This window comes from Pseudoalteromonas sp. MMG013, assembly GCF_018100885.1.
Lineage (GTDB): Bacteria > Pseudomonadota > Gammaproteobacteria > Enterobacterales > Alteromonadaceae > Pseudoalteromonas > Pseudoalteromonas aurantia.
The window spans coordinates 244,172-258,871 of record NZ_JAGJEE010000001.1; the positions used below are offsets into that span (position 1 = coordinate 244,172).

The 14,700-nt window shown below is 39.9% G+C and carries 13 protein-coding genes; 7 read left to right on the forward strand and 6 right to left on the reverse strand.

Going from position 1 to position 14,700, the window contains the following annotated elements:
- Positions 1-11: 11 nt before the first annotated feature.
- The 5 genes from hisH to hisG are packed head-to-tail and all read right to left on the reverse strand — an operon-like array spanning position 12 to position 4,939.
- Positions 12-602, reverse strand: a complete 591-nt coding sequence (gene hisH / locus J8L98_RS01075; protein WP_210994894.1) for an imidazole glycerol phosphate synthase subunit HisH — start codon at positions 600-602, stop codon at positions 12-14.
- Entirely contained in the window at positions 599-1,660 is a 1,062-nt protein-coding gene (gene hisB / locus J8L98_RS01080; protein ID WP_210994895.1) for a bifunctional histidinol-phosphatase/imidazoleglycerol-phosphate dehydratase HisB, read from the reverse strand. Before hisB ends, hisH begins: the two co-directional genes overlap by 4 nt.
- Before the next feature lie 10 nt (positions 1,661-1,670).
- A complete protein-coding gene (gene hisC / locus J8L98_RS01085; protein WP_210994896.1) occupies positions 1,671-2,744 on the reverse strand; it encodes a histidinol-phosphate transaminase in 1,074 nt (357 codons plus the stop codon).
- Positions 2,734-4,035, reverse strand: coding sequence for a histidinol dehydrogenase (gene hisD / locus J8L98_RS01090; RefSeq protein WP_210994897.1), 1,302 nt, complete (start codon positions 4,033-4,035; stop codon positions 2,734-2,736). The genes hisC and hisD overlap by 11 nt, the downstream gene beginning before the upstream one ends.
- Before the next feature lie 4 nt (positions 4,036-4,039).
- Positions 4,040-4,939, reverse strand: a complete 900-nt coding sequence (gene hisG, locus J8L98_RS01095) for an ATP phosphoribosyltransferase (protein WP_192509256.1) — start codon at positions 4,937-4,939, stop codon at positions 4,040-4,042.
- 316 nt (positions 4,940-5,255) lie between these two features.
- Here hisG and J8L98_RS01100 point away from each other — a divergent pair, with 316 nt between their 5' ends.
- The 6 genes from J8L98_RS01100 to J8L98_RS01125 all read left to right on the forward strand — a co-directional run bounded on the left by J8L98_RS01100 (position 5,256) and on the right by J8L98_RS01125 (position 12,366).
- Complete coding sequence (locus J8L98_RS01100; protein WP_210994898.1) at positions 5,256-5,483, forward strand: hypothetical protein; 228 nt, start codon at positions 5,256-5,258, stop codon at positions 5,481-5,483.
- A 145-nt stretch (positions 5,484-5,628) separates the two neighbouring features.
- Positions 5,629-7,233: a methyl-accepting chemotaxis protein gene (locus tag J8L98_RS01105; protein ID WP_210994899.1), complete on the forward strand. Its 1,605-nt coding sequence runs from the start codon at positions 5,629-5,631 to the stop codon at positions 7,231-7,233.
- A 170-nt stretch (positions 7,234-7,403) separates the two neighbouring features.
- Positions 7,404-9,230 carry an ATP-dependent DNA helicase gene (locus J8L98_RS01110; RefSeq protein ID WP_247682387.1) on the forward strand — a complete coding sequence of 609 codons (1,827 nt, stop codon included), beginning with the start codon at positions 7,404-7,406 and terminating at the stop codon, positions 9,228-9,230.
- 1 nt (position 9,231) lies between these two features.
- Positions 9,232-9,918 (forward strand): tRNA (adenosine(37)-N6)-threonylcarbamoyltransferase complex dimerization subunit type 1 TsaB, encoded by a 687-nt coding sequence (gene tsaB / locus J8L98_RS01115; protein WP_210994901.1) that lies wholly within the window; start codon positions 9,232-9,234, stop codon positions 9,916-9,918.
- 44 nt (positions 9,919-9,962) lie between these two features.
- Complete coding sequence (locus J8L98_RS01120) at positions 9,963-10,259, forward strand: hypothetical protein (RefSeq protein ID WP_210994902.1); 297 nt, start codon at positions 9,963-9,965, stop codon at positions 10,257-10,259.
- A 91-nt stretch (positions 10,260-10,350) separates the two neighbouring features.
- Positions 10,351-12,366 (forward strand): EAL domain-containing protein, encoded by a 2,016-nt coding sequence (locus J8L98_RS01125; RefSeq protein WP_247682377.1) that lies wholly within the window; start codon positions 10,351-10,353, stop codon positions 12,364-12,366.
- Positions 12,367-12,385: 19 nt separating this feature from the next.
- Here the strand turns inward: J8L98_RS01125 and J8L98_RS01130 are convergent, their stop codons facing one another.
- Complete coding sequence (locus tag J8L98_RS01130) at positions 12,386-13,675, reverse strand: alkaline phosphatase (protein WP_210994903.1); 1,290 nt, start codon at positions 13,673-13,675, stop codon at positions 12,386-12,388.
- 133 nt (positions 13,676-13,808) lie between these two features.
- Here J8L98_RS01130 and J8L98_RS01135 point away from each other — a divergent pair, with 133 nt between their 5' ends.
- On the forward strand, positions 13,809-14,672 hold the full coding sequence (locus J8L98_RS01135; protein WP_210994904.1) for an alpha/beta hydrolase: 864 nt from the start codon (positions 13,809-13,811) through the stop codon (positions 14,670-14,672).
- The last annotated feature ends 28 nt before the right edge of the window (positions 14,673-14,700 follow it).

Consider the following 14,700-nt stretch of genomic DNA (forward strand, 5'->3'; position numbering starts at 1 on the left):
TATAAATTCCTTTACAGCTGCCAATTTAAAAAGTTTTGTAACAAAGTTGCGCCAATTTTAGCGCTTCGTTCAGGGTGAAATTGCATTCCTGCATAATTATCTTTCGCTACGATTGCAGAAAAACGCTGACCATACTCACTCTGAGCAAGGGTTACTGAACTGACTGCATGCGCGAAACTGTGCACAAAATACACTTGGTCATTACTAGTGATATTTTCTGTTAACGGGTGTTTGATGCATTCAGATAAGTTATTCCATCCCATATGTGGTGCTGTTAAGCCTTTTACATCTAGTTGAGAGATCACGCCAGGTATTTTACCGAGACAATTTATATCGCCTTCTGCGGTTTTATCACAAAGTAGCTGCATACCTAGGCAAATGCCCATTAAAGGCTTTTGGTACTCATCAATTGCCGCATTCCACCCAGAGCTAGTAAGGCGCTCCATTGCCACTTTTGCATGGCCAACACCTGGTAATATTGCACGGTCAAAGTGTACCAATTGCTGAGGATCAGTAATGACTTCAGGGGTAACACCCAGCCGCTCAAAGGCAAACCGCACAGAGTTTATATTGGCACACCCAGTATTTATAATTGCAATCATAAGCACCCCTTAGAGCTTGCCGTTTGTTGAGTTATATCTTGGGCTATCGCCATTCTTAAAGCGCGTGAAAACGCTTTGAATAACCCTTCAACTTGGTGGTGGCAATTTCCATCAGACACCGACAAAATTAGACTAAACTGTGCATTGTCTGCTAAAGATTTGAAAAAGTGCTCTACCATTTGCACATCCAAATCGCCGGTGCTCTGTCGTGTGAAATTGGCATTGAGTACAAATGACGCTCGCCCAGACAAATCTAACTGGCATTCAGCTTTACATTCATCCATTGGGAGTGAAAAACCATACCGAGCAATTTGTGATTTTGTACCAAGCGCTTCTTTTATTACTTGCCCCAAAGCAATGCCAACATCTTCAACTAAGTGATGTTCATCAATATGCAAGTCACCTTTGGCGATAATATTCAAACCTATATTGGCATGTGTTCTTATTTGGTCCAGCATATGGTCAAAAAATCCTAGACCAGTAGAAATTTCACCATTTTTTGTTTGGTCTAGGTTAGCTGATACGCTGATCTGTGTTTCTTTTGTATTACGACTTACAGTCGCTTGCCTATTTAAAGTCGTTAATTGTGTGACAATGTGGGACCAGCTACCTTCATACAAAATACCTTTAATGCATAAGTTTTCGGCAAGACCTATATCGGTTTGACGATCCCCAATCACATAAGATTTAGCGAGATCCACCTTACCTGAGCGCATAAGTTCGGTCAGTAACCCGGTTTTAGGCTTACGACATAGACAGGCTTGCTCGTCAAAATGAGGACATATGAGAACGTCTTCAAAACGTATCCCTTCACCTTCAAAGATCTCCATCATTTTGTCTTGTGCAATATCAAAATCAGCAGTTGGGAAACTATCAGTGCCAAGGCCGTCTTGATTCGACACCATAACAAGTTTGTATCCCGCGCTTTGCAACTGAATCAAAGCGGTAATTACATTAGGCAACAGCACGAGTTTTTCAAGGCTATCTACTTGTTTGTCTATTGCTGGCTCATCTATTAACGTGCCATCTCGGTCGATGAATAAATATGGACTACTCATGATTAATTCCTTACACCTGCGCAGAGATGGCGTTCAACCAATCTTTTACAGATTTTAATTCTTGTTCATTACCAATTGATATACGTAACCAGTTATCTTGATTGTATAAATTAAATGGCCTCATTATTAAACCTGTGTTGGTAGCAAACGTTAAAAGTGCTTTATCTTTTAATTGCAAAGTAACGAAGTTGCCTTCACCACTGAGTATTTTCGACACTGCGGGAGATTGCTCCAACCAATCTATGAGCGTTGCTTTTGCTTTATTCAAGATCACTACTTGGCGTCGCATTTGTGTAATTGCGTCGCTGCATAACGCATTGGCGGCAATTTGCGCCACAACAGTTGAAACTGGGTAGGGCGCGATTACTTTACGAACCGGAACGAGTGTATTTTTGGCGCCTAACATGAAGCCAGTACGCAAACCCGCTAACGCAAATGCTTTTGATAAGGTTCTCAATACAACTAGATTATCAAAGTCTTTGATTAATAATGCACAAGAATATGACTCAGAAAACTCAATGTACGCTTCATCAACAACAACAATGGCTTTATTTGCTAGCGCTTTAGTAAGTTCAGCAATCTTTTCTACAGAGGTGACGGCACCTGTTGGGTTATTTGGATTACATATAAACACCAGCTTACTACCTGACACAGCATTAATGATGTCTTTTACTTCACCATTGAGTAATAAGTCTTGAGATAAGCTGTTAATTTCAACATTGTGGGTATCAGCAGTTACTTTATACATTCCATAGGTTGGTAGGAACAGAGATATACTGTCTTTTGCCGGTTCACAATATGTACGTACTAAGAGTTCAATACCTTCATCTGCACCTCGGGTCATAATGACCTGATCAGAGTCCACACTTGCATAAGTTGAATAGGCATCGATAACAACTTGAGGTTGTGGATCTGGGTATCTATTTAAGGCGCTAATCTCGATGCACGCCTCTTTCGAATACGGACTTTCATTCGCGTTTAACCAAGTATTACCCGATATTTTTTCGCTTTTAGCTGAACTATAAGCTGTCAATACTGCTATGTTGTCAGGCAACAAGGTTGCTTCTGCTGATTTATTCGTCATTTTCTAATTGCTCCAATCTTACTTTTACGGCATAGGCGTGAGCGTCTAACCCCTCGGCCTTTGCAAGGGGGAGTATCGAAGCACTTAATGACTTAAGTCCTTTTTTCGATATTGTTTGGACCGTATATGTTCTAAAGAAATCTAATAGATTTAAGCTAGAATAAACTTTGCTATAACCATAAGTCGGTAACACATGATTGGTGCCAGAAGCGTAATCCCCTGCAGATTCTGGTGTGTAGTCTCCCACGAATACAGAACCGGCATTGGTGACCAAGTCTAAGTATTTCTGAGGCTCTTTGAGTTGCAAGATTAAGTGTTCAGGCCCATATTCTGCTGAAACTTTGAAAGCTTGCTCGATTGAATCAACTAATATCAAACTACTATTTTTCATTGCTGCTTTTGCGATGTCTGCACGAGGCAGGCATGAAAGTTGTGAGCTGATAGCTTGCTGAGTTTGGTTAATTGTTTCTTGATCATTGCAGAGTAAAATTACTTGCGAATCTTGGCCGTGTTCTGCTTGAGATAAAAGATCTGCAGCGATAAACTGAGGGTTAGCACGCTGATCTGCAATGACCAGTACTTCTGAAGGGCCTGCGGGCATATCAATTGCGAATCCTGGTTGGTTTTGACTTAGCAATTGCTTTGCCATAGTGACATAACTATTTCCGGGGCCAAAAACCTTGTTTACTTTAGGTACTGAATTTGTACCAAACGCCATTGCTGCAATCGCACCCGCTCCACCGCTTTCGACAACCGTCGTGATACCACATAATTTAGCGGCATATAAGATAGCTGGATCAATGCGCTTATCACCATTTACAGGCGTCGCGAGAACAATTGTATTTGCGCCACTAAGTTGTGCACAAACACCTTGCATTAACACTGATGAAGGCAAAGGTGCACTGCCACCTGGCACATAAAGACCAACAGCATCAATTGCCTGATAACGAAGCTCACATAGTACGCCTGCCGTTGTTTCCAGTTCGATGTTTTTTGGTCGTTGTGCTTGGTGAAACATTTTAATATTGTTATATGCGGTATCAATTGCCGCCTTCAATTCCGTCGATAACGCGTGTGCGCTGTTATCTATCTCATCTTGCGGGACAATAAGTCTCACATTACTGCGTTTATCAAATTTCTCAGCAAATGTAATAAGTGCCGCATCACCGAGCTGTTTGACTTGCTCAATTATGTTATTAACAGTGGCTTCAATACTTGCACTGGCTGATACAGCTGGGCGCATTAGAGCGCCTCGCTGCTGTTGTGACGTCAAGTCGTTCCAACGGATCACGTGCCTACTCCATCATTTTTTCAATTGGCATAACGAGAATTGAATTTGCACCCAATGTTTTTAATTCTTCCATGGTTTCCCAGAATAGAGTTTCACTGCTGACCATGTGCAATGCGACGTATTCATCGCTGCCAGCTAGGGCAAGTAAAGTTGGCTGACCAGTGCCTGGTAGCAGTGCACAAACTTCGTCTAGCTTGTTCTTTGGTGCATGGAGCATAATGTACTTGCTTTCTTTTGCTTGTTTTACGCCTTTCAAGCGCGGCATTAACTTTTCAATTAAAGCTAATTTTTCAGGATCTTGAAGCGATGGGTTTTGAATAAGGCAAGCGTTAGACTCTAAAATTGTTTCTCCTTGCATTAAACCATTGGCTTCTAGCGTCGCGCCTGTAGAGACTAAATCACAGATCGCATCAGCCAACCCAGCTCTTGGTGCTACTTCCACCGATCCGGTAAGCATCACAGCGCTTGCATTTATATTTTCACGCTTAAGATATTGCTTTAATATTTCTGGGTATGTTGTCGCTATTCTTTTACCTTCAAACCATGATTTTGATTGCTCACCTAATTCTTGTGGCCACGCAAGTGCTAAGCGGCAATAACCAAAATCTAATTTGGATAGCTTAATTACATCAGCGCACTGTTGTTGATTTTGTCTTTCGGCTTGAGACTCTACAAGGACATTTTCACCAACAATGCCGAGGTCGCATACTCCGTCCATCACTAAACCTGGAATATCGTCATCACGCACACGTAATACATCGATAGGCATGTTGGTTGAGTGCGCAATTAAACGCTGTTCACGTAAATTAAGTTTAACGCCAATTTGTTTTAAAAGGTCTTGGCAGTCTTTTGATAAACGGCCTGATTTTTGAATTGCGATACGTAGTCTATTTGTGTTGCTCATAATTTATTTTCCTTAAGTTATAAAACTAAAAACCCCGAGGGAACCTCGGGGCGAAAATAAGCTATGATTTTTTGCTCGCCGGAGGTTCCTTTTAGGAATAACCCACCAGCGAAATACCTGACAGGTTATCCCGATGAATGATGATGGTGATGTATAGCTGTCATAGTATTGAACATGGTTAACTCTTCGTTAGTATTTGATTACGTATATAGATAAACATATTTACAGAAAGTAACGCAAGCTTTTTTTATATAAGCTTTAGTATATCTTATAACTGCCGATAATAAGTTAAGGTAAACGGTAAGAGGTGAATCAAATGGATGCACTTAAACCATTGTTGTTTAACATTGTTCGTTTAGAGGTTCAGCATAAACCATTATTTTATATAGCTGGGGTACAAGAAAGTGCAATTGATAGAGTAAAATTAGAGCGTGCAAAAAAAGAAGAAATGAAAAAGAAAAAACAGCACATAGATGCAAAAAACAAACAAATTAGCAACAATCAAGACCCTGAAAGCGACAAACACCTTGATACATGGGCATAGTGCTTATGTACTAATAAAAAAGTTGTAATTTTTAAGCCCTTCAAGATATAATTATTTTTAACTTACCAATATCATTACACTTTTCCCTACTTAAGTGGTGAAAAGAAAAATGCAACGGACATGCAGTTTATTTAAGGTTGTAAACATGAGTCTTACTATAGTTCAAAAACTCTATGCTGCATTTTTTGCAGTATTGTTTTTACTTTCTGGCACTTCTGCTTTTGTAATTATTAAAGAAATTCAGATATCAGACGTAACAAAAGAAGTTGCACGTGACGACGTGCCTGGTGCATTCGTTTACATGCAACTTATCGATGAGCTCGGCGATGTAAATACGGCTTTGTATGCAATAGTAAACAATGTTGATGGCGCCATTCTTACTTATAATAAAGATAAAAATGAGTTATTAGACTACTACGATCAATTGTATAAATTAGAATCTAAAAAGCCCGCAGATAGACGAGTTATGGCAGAAATAAAAAGTTTAATTGATGCCGTATTAGACATGTCTAATCAAAAGATAATTAATTCAACTGCATCTATGGAAGATAAGCTCAGGACTTTAATTGATGTTGAACAGCGCTATATATCTAAACTAGAGGATATGCTGGAATTAGGCGCGAATGAAGAAAGGGATGATACATCACGTGCAATGAACAAAATTCAGAACGAACTAGATTTACTCAATAAAGTGCTGGTGGTGATTACTCTTATTGCAATTGCCATTAGTGTTGTGATTGCGTGGCGGTTGGGAAGCTCTATATCGAAACGTTTAAAGTTGGTAGCTGCACAAGCGGAAAACATTGCCCAAGGCCGTTTAGATATTATGCCGCTTACCACAGGTAATACGGATGAAATAGGTGCTTTATCATCCTCTATAAACGATATGCAACGAGCTTTGACAACATTGGTAGGGCAAATCAAATCGGTAACCAGTGAGGTTGGTAGCAGCAGCTCAACGCTCGAAACAATTAATCAGCAAGTGGCTGAAGGGATCAAAGGGCAACAGCAAAAAGCAGATCAAATCTCTACTGCTGCGGCACAAATGAGTAGCTCTATTGCTGAAGTAGCCCATCAAAGTGTTGACGCAGCTGACATTGCAAACCAAGCGGGTAGCAGTGCAAGCCATGGAGGAAAAATTGTAAACGAAATGGTGCTAAGTATTCGCAATGTATCAACCACTATTCAAGACTTGTCAGACTCAGTTGGTAACCTAGGGCAACGGGGTAAACAAATTGGCGAAATAATCAAAGTGATAAATGAGATTGCGGAACAAACTAATTTGTTGGCACTGAATGCTGCGATAGAAGCCGCACGTGCTGGTGAACAGGGTAGAGGGTTTGCCGTGGTTGCTGATGAGGTAAGAGGGTTAGCAAGCCGAACGGCGACAGCGACACAGGAAGTTGCGGAATCGATAAGCGCGATTCAACAAGAAACGGATATAGCGGTCTCTAGAATGGCGCAAAGTACCGATGTGGTTGATAAAGGAGTGTCATTGAGTGAAGAAGCGTTGGCTGCGTTAGAGGATATAGTGAGTCAAGCGCAGACTGTAAATAGAATGATTGATTCAGTCGCGGCTTCAGCAGAAGAGCAAGCAGCGGTTACGAAGGAAATTAGTCATGATATTGCCGATATTAATGATATAGCCACTGTTGCGGTTGGTAACTCAGTGTCAGCTCAATCTGCCGCAAATGTACTATCAGATAACGTTGCCCATCTTGAAGATGCATTAGGCAAATTTAAAGTCTAATGCTGCGGCCAAGCGTATAGAGGCGACTTGCTCTATACGCCAACTATTCGTACAATTATCGAAAATATTCTAGCAGTACTAAAAATTTGTCTATACAACAGGTATTTTCAGAGCAAGGACCTCTTGCTTTACAGTTCTCAGGTTATAAACCACGCCAAGCACAAATTGATATGGCTCAGGCTGTTTTTGACACAATGGAACAGTCGGGGCAATGTATTGTTGAAGCTGGAACTGGCACAGGCAAAACATTCGCATATTTAGCGCCTGCACTTCTAAGTAAACAAAAAAGCATCATCTCTACAGGTTCTAAAGCGCTGCAAGAGCAACTGTTCCATCGTGACTTACCAGTTTTACAAAAAGCATTAAAAGTGGGTAAAAAAGTCGCTTTATTAAAGGGGAGAGCTAATTATTTATGCAGTTACAGGTTGAATGAACATGTAACAAATGTGCCAACAGACGATCCAGATGTTATGCATCAGCTTGCTATGGTTGCTAAGTTTGCAGCAGAAACAAGTACCGGAGACTTAGCGGATTGCATAGGCATTGAAGAGGATGCGAAAGTTTTACCGTATGTGAATTCAACCGCGGATAATTGCTTGGGTAAGGAATGTCCTGACTATCAACAGTGCTACATTCGTAAAGCGCGTGTAGCCGCAATTGACGCAGAATTGGTGGTGATTAATCATCACTTATTTTTTGCGGATATGGCAGTCAAAGATTTAGGCTTTGCGGAGTTAATGCCCAATGCTGATTGTTACATTTTTGATGAAGCACATCAGCTGCCTGAAATTGCCAGTGATTACTTTGGTGAATCGGTAAATACAAAGCAGTTATTCGCGTTAATTCATGATATTCGTTTGATTTATCGCTCAGATATTCCTGACATGCTGCAGTTAGGAAAAACCCTAAATAAATTGGAAACAACTGTCGCTGACTTACGGATTGCCTTCGGTAATGAAGGTGGCAGAGGGGACTGGCGAGAAGCGTTGGCTAATAAAACAATTTGTGATGCGTTACATAGGGTAATTGGAGATCTTGATTTTTTGTATCAGGTACTAAAGCTATGCCTAGATAGAACGGATAAAATAGAACACCCTTTTGAAAGAGTGATTAAGTTTAAAAATCAACTTGAGCGTGCGTTTGAAGTTAGCCAAACGGGTTTTAGTTACTGGTATGAAACGTCTCGTCGATTCATAACTATCCACATAACTCCGCTTGACGTATCGAGTAAATTTAAAAGTATTATTGATAAAACACAAGCCAGTTTTGTGTTTACTTCGGCCACATTGTCAGTGGATCAATCGTTGAAACATTTTACTGCGAGCTTAGGGCTTAAGCCTACACATGAGAGCATTGTTGACAGTCCCTTTGATTATCAAAAACAAGCGCTACTTTGTATGCCGCGATACCTGCCAGAGAGCCGAGATGATGCTATGCCTCATACTCTTGTGAAAATAGCGAAACAACTGATCAATGCGGCCAAAGGGCGTACATTTTTGCTATTTACGAGCTATAGAGTCATGCACTTAGTTTATGAGGGGTTAAACACCGCAATGGAGTACCCCATTTTCATGCAAGGCCAGTCTTCTAAAAGGATCATACTTGAACAATTTGTTCGTAATGGTAATGCAGTACTCATGGGCACAGCGTCATTTTGGGAGGGGGTGGATGTTCGAGGAGATACATTAAGTTGCGTATTAATTGATAAATTGCCTTTTTCTTCTCCAGATGACCCGTTACTACAAGCTCGGATGAAAGATGCGGAAATACTCGGTAATGAGCCATTCGACACTGTGCAGTTACCACAAGCTGTGATCAGCTTAAAACAAGGCGTTGGACGCCTCATTAGAGATAAAACAGATAAAGGTGTCCTTGTTATTTGCGATAATCGTTTAGTTACGCGAAAATACGGTGAAACATTTCTGAAAAGTTTACCAAATATGCGACGAACTCGTAGTTTGGAAGCTGTAACACAATTCTTAGAGAATATAGAATAATATGAAGTATAACTTGTTAGCGATCGATGCTTCGACTGAAGCACTTAGTATAGCGATATATTATAACGGTAAAACGTTTCGTTACTTTGAGGAGTGCCCGCAGCAACATAGCCAAAAAATATTACCGAAAATTGATGCAATGCTAGTGGATGCTGAATGTTCACTGAAAGATCTTGATGGTATTGCATTTGGCAAAGGGCCTGGAAGCTTTACTGGGGTCAGAATAGGCGTAGCAATAGCACAAGGGCTGGCGTATTCATCAGGTCTAAAATTAGTGGGCGTGTCTAGTTTACAGACGATGGCGCAGCAAGCGATTGATGAACATAACCAATGTCGCGTTATATCTGGAATTGATGCTCGGATGGGGGAGATTTATATTGGAGATTATAGCAAAGACGAAAACGGTCTCGCTGTATCCAACAATCAGGAAATAGTATGTAATCCGGATAATTTGGAAAATATTGTTTCATCAAGTTGTGCTGTAGGCACTGCATGGGTAACTTATCCAAACACTGCATTAAGCCATAATTTGTCTGTGCTTGAAAACGTCACCTTACCGGATGCATTTTATATGCTAAAAATTGCCGACCATGCATTTAGCACAGGCAATACTGTGGATGCTGCGAATGCACAACCAAACTACGTGCGAGATACTGTAACCTGGAAAAAGTTGCCAGGAAAGGAATAATTCGTTAAGTTTATAAAGTAGTCAACGAAAAGTGTACGATTAGAATGAAGACGGTAACGGTTAGTAACAACCAACATACATATCAATTGAAGCCTGTGCCTAAAGCGCCTCGGGAGAATGTAACTGCGCCGTCTTCAAACCCTCCAAACCTCGTTGCGCAAGTTAGGGATTCAGCAGAAGGCATCAAACTAGCGCAGGCATTTCAAGAACAGTCTCGTTCAACAATTTATGATCAACCCGATTTCAAGAGTAGTTTGGCTATTAGTGCTTATAAAGAGATTAATAACCAATCACGTCGAGAAGATGTAGAGTCGTTAATTGGTGTCAATATCTATGCCTAGGCATTTGAAATTTATTCACTTTAAATTATTCACTGGAGATTGTTTTATTTTCTAAGTTCGGTATTGTTAAAAGAAAATTTGAGGGGCCGTTTTGCTGAGAGCGTCGTTTAATCACTTTAATAAAACAGCTGTGAAAGTCTCGTCCAATACGCTAATTCTATCTTTACGAGAAGGCTATATTGCTTTAATCCCCTTTTTTATTGTCGCCTCTTTAATTACCCTCGTTAACCAGTGGCTTGATATAGCAGCTAAAGGGTTTGACCATCATTATTTAAATCAATTTAACCAACTTGTGTGGGGGCTATTTCCACTATTTACATTACTTTCCTTTAGTTATCACTTAGCGAAAAATATTAAAATACATACAATAGCGGCACCAATACTGGTGATTAGTTGTTTTACTGCCACGACGGGTTACATTTATGTTGATGATCGAACATTGCATATTGACCATCGAGCAGGCGTACTTTACACCTTGTTTATGCCTATTTTTTGCTGTTACTCACTGGCGTATTTTGAGCGTCTTCGTGCTTTCAAAATAGTGGAAGTAAGCACCATCAGTTTGTTTCTTAGAAAACATGTCAATTTGATTTTTCCCTATATGTTGGTTACAGCGATTACACTTTTTATCTATCCTTTTGTTGAGCAAGGCGCTGATATAGCGCTGGATTACTTAGCACTGGATAGTTTGATATTAAACCCACAAGATAAGATAAGTTTGCAGCTCATTGGCGCTCACCTTTTATGGTTCTTAGGAATACATGGCGATAATACATATCATATTTTAGTGTCTAGCGAGTTATCTGGTTTTATGGTTACACCTGAGCTCATTAACTACCATTTCTTTTCTACTTTCGTAATTTTGGGTGGCACCGGCTGTGTATGGGGACTGATTCTTGCGTGTTTGTTGCTTAAAAATGCTCAACATGAAAAGCATATAGCGAAGTTGTCAGCGCCACTGGCAGTATTTAATATCAGTGAAGTGATGCTATATGCACTACCCATCGTATTTAACCCATATATTTTTATTCCCTTTTTATTAGCACCAGCAATAAACGCTTTTATTTCATATCAACTTTTGATTAACGATTTTATTCCCATTGTTACACAAGATTCTATCCCCTGGTTTACTCCCGTATTTGTGAATGCTTGGATATTAACTGAAAGTGTATGGATAGTACTGTTACAAGCATTGCTAATTATCATGAATGTAGCAATTTACTATCCATTTTTAGTTGCCCACCAAAAAAATAATATGTCAGGGAAAGCGCTTGATATGCTTGTAAAACGGTATGCAGCTGGTCGCATGATAGAAGAACAAGCTGAAAGCCGCTTTGCGACACATCATGCGGAACAACAAATTTCGGGATATACATTAAGTGAAGTAACTGATGCATTAAATCACGGTGCACTTACCCTATATTATCAACCTAAAATAAATCCAGTTACGCAGGAGATAGTCGGATTTGAAGCGCTATTGCGGCTTGTGAATCCAGATAAATCTGTATCAGGACCTTGGTTTTTAGAAACTTTGGAGGAACACAACCTACTGCATGTGATTGATAACTTTGTGATAGACCAATTAGAGGTTGACTTAGAAGCATTTGCGAGTCGAGGACTTTACCCCAAAATTAGTTTTAATATTTCCCCAGATAATTTGTTATCTGGGGGCTATAAACGAGTCATAAAAGCTTTCTCTCGTTTTGCCGATCAAGTAGAGGTTGAGTTGCTAGAGTCAAGTTATATAGAAGACTTCAATAAGATGGTGGCAATAGTAACGACTTTAAAAGATAGCAATATTCAGTGTGCAATGGATGACTTTGGAACGGGTTACTCATGCCTCTCTATTTTGTCTAAATTGAACATTGATACTATCAAGTTCGACAAAAGTTTGTTACCTGATGGCAGTAACGAAAAGGCAGCGCTGTTATATAAAAACCTCGCCGATTTATGTGCTGAGCTTGGGTTTAAAACCGTTGCAGAAGGCATTGAATCTAAAGCAGATGCACAGGTGGTGATTGCGGCTAATATTACGTGTGTTCAAGGGTTTTTATATTATAAAGCAATGCCAATAGAAGAAGCTATTGGCATCTATAAGTCAACATAGCGATAGCGTCACACTGATTCTATTTAATATAGCTAATTAACTTTTCTGCTATGTCTGTATTATTTTGTGAGCCAATAAATTGCTCATATCCTTTTCCATGAGCAAAAACCTGTACATCTATGGCAGTATGCCCACCTGTGGTCCACCCCGTGTAACTGGCTTTGTTAATGATCTGCTTGATAACCTTTTTCAATGCTTTCTCACCGCCAGATTTAGCCTCTTTCAGTAAAATAGCCGTTGCTTTGTTGTAAGGTAATTGAGTGTATTGAATCCATAGCTTTTCTAGATCATCACTTGCCATCATTTGCTTTGTTAATATTGAAGCTGAAGCTGAGACACCTTTTACCACATCACGTAACCATAAGTACTTGCCATTAGCGCCTAGTGTCAAGCCACCTGTAGAGTGATCAGCTGTAATAACTAACAATGTATCTGGGTTTTTATCGACATAGGCTTTAGCCAGTTTGATTGATTGGGCAAAGTCATGCATTTCTCTCATGGCACAGGCTATATCATTAGCATGACCACACCAGTCAATTTGGCTTCCTTCAATCATAACGAAGAATCCGTTGTCTTTATTACTATCGAGCAGTGACAGTGCTTTTTTTGTCATTTGCTCCAAGCGGTTAGGGTGTTCGTCTATCGCATACGGTAAACCTTTTGGCGCAAACAGGCCTAACGCAGGTATTTGTGTCAATTTATGCAAATCTGATAATGAATCAGCATATTGATAGCCAGCATTTGTAAACTCTTTAACTAAATTACGGTCGTCTCTTTTGAAATATTGAGTCCCGCCACCGAGTAATAAATCGACTGGCAACTTGCCTGCTATTTTATTATCGACGTAGTCATCTGCAATTTGATCATAATTACGTCTAGATTCATTGTGAGCTGCGAAACTTGCAGGGGTAGCATGATTGATTTGAGATGTTGCGATAAGCGCGGTGACCATGCCTTTCTCTTTGGCTATTTCAAGCATGGTTTTGAGAGGCGCTTTTTTTGTGTCTACCGCTATGGCGCCATTGTAGCTTTTAGTTGCAGTACTTAACGCAGTGGCGCCAGCTGCGCTGTCAGTGACAACTGTGTCATCATCTGGGTAGGTATGTGCCATGCCTACTAAAATTTCATCGAATATGGTGTTATCTACATGCTTTGTTTTTGGATCGTCAATATAGTAGCGATATGCACTCGTATACGCAGGTCCCATACCATCGCCTATCATATAGATAATATTCTTCGGTTCGGCTATTGCAGCGTTACTGCATAAAAATGCGACGCTGGCTGTAACAGCGCGTAATGTCTTTTTCATGATTACTTCCTTAAGATTCCCGTGTTTGACATTAAGCAGCATATCATTAACGTGTTACATTTAACTTGTGATATGCCTTAGTTGTCAGGCAAGATATTAAATTATAAGTTGTGCAAAGAATACGGAAATAAAGTTGATTGATGAAAAAAATACGATAGACCTCCTTGGGAAACATGGTTTTTCGGCCCAAATACATGGCTCTGGTGAAGAGTGGGTGATTTGTTTGCATGGCTGGTTAGATAATTCGAACAGCTTTTCTCCTTTAGTAGATCATAAAAAAGAAGGTTATAGGTGGTTAATGATTGATATGGCAGGCCATGGTAAATCGCAATGGCGAGGTCCCAATGCCCATTATTACTTTGTCGACTATGTTTATGATTTGCTTACCATTATAGATGTTTTAAAGATTGAGAAGTGTCATCTACTAGGGCACTCATTAGGGGCACTAGTATGTGGAATGTTCAGTGCATTATATCCAAGTCGCGTTAAAAGTTTATGCATGATTGAAGGCATTGGCATGATGTATGGGGATGAAAAAGGCACTAAAGAGCAACTTATTGCGTCTTTTCGTGAACGAAAAAGAATAGACAAGAAAACAGAGTTGAAAGCTTTTCCAAACTTTGAAACACTGGTCAACCTTCGCTTGAATGTGTCTGACTTTACCCCGGAGATTGCACGGTTGCTTATGCTCAGAAACACTAAAAGTACTGATGGGCAGTTACTTCTAACAACGGATCCAAAATTAAAAACACATTCAGCATTTAGGTTTACCCTTGAACAGAGCAAACATTTATTAAACGGATTATCTGTTCCTAGCCTTTTAATTATGGGAGACCGAGGGTATGACTTCGTTAAGAAAAACTTGGTCACCTTTAAATTTTGTTTCAATACTTTACAGGTTGAAATTGTCGAAGGAGGTCATCATTGCCACATGGAAAACCCCCGAGATTGTTGTGCGTTAATAGAGCGTCACCTGAATACAATTAATGGAACTTGATTGTATATTTATTCAAAATATGGGAATA

Bases quoted from the DNA above. Each gene is read 5' to 3' on its own strand.
- J8L98_RS01105 (WP_210994899.1), top strand. From the start codon at position 5,629: ATGAGTCTTACTATAGTTCAAAAACTCTATGCTGCATTTTTTGCAGTA.
- J8L98_RS01110 (WP_247682387.1), top strand. From the start codon at position 7,404: ATGGCTCAGGCTGTTTTTGACACAATGGAACAGTCGGGGCAATGTATT.
- J8L98_RS01120 (WP_210994902.1), top strand. From the start codon at position 9,963: ATGAAGACGGTAACGGTTAGTAACAACCAACATACATATCAATTGAAG.
- hisG (WP_192509256.1), bottom strand. From the start codon at position 4,939: ATGAGCAACACAAATAGACTACGTATCGCAATTCAAAAATCAGGCCGT.
- hisH (WP_210994894.1), bottom strand. From the start codon at position 602: ATGATTGCAATTATAAATACTGGGTGTGCCAATATAAACTCTGTGCGG.
- hisC (WP_210994896.1), bottom strand. From the start codon at position 2,744: ATGACGAATAAATCAGCAGAAGCAACCTTGTTGCCTGACAACATAGCA.
- hisB (WP_210994895.1), bottom strand. From the start codon at position 1,660: ATGAGTAGTCCATATTTATTCATCGACCGAGATGGCACGTTAATAGAT.
- J8L98_RS01130 (WP_210994903.1), bottom strand. From the start codon at position 13,675: ATGAAAAAGACATTACGCGCTGTTACAGCCAGCGTCGCATTTTTATGC.
- J8L98_RS01100 (WP_210994898.1), top strand. From the start codon at position 5,256: ATGGATGCACTTAAACCATTGTTGTTTAACATTGTTCGTTTAGAGGTT.
- tsaB (WP_210994901.1), top strand. From the start codon at position 9,232: ATGAAGTATAACTTGTTAGCGATCGATGCTTCGACTGAAGCACTTAGT.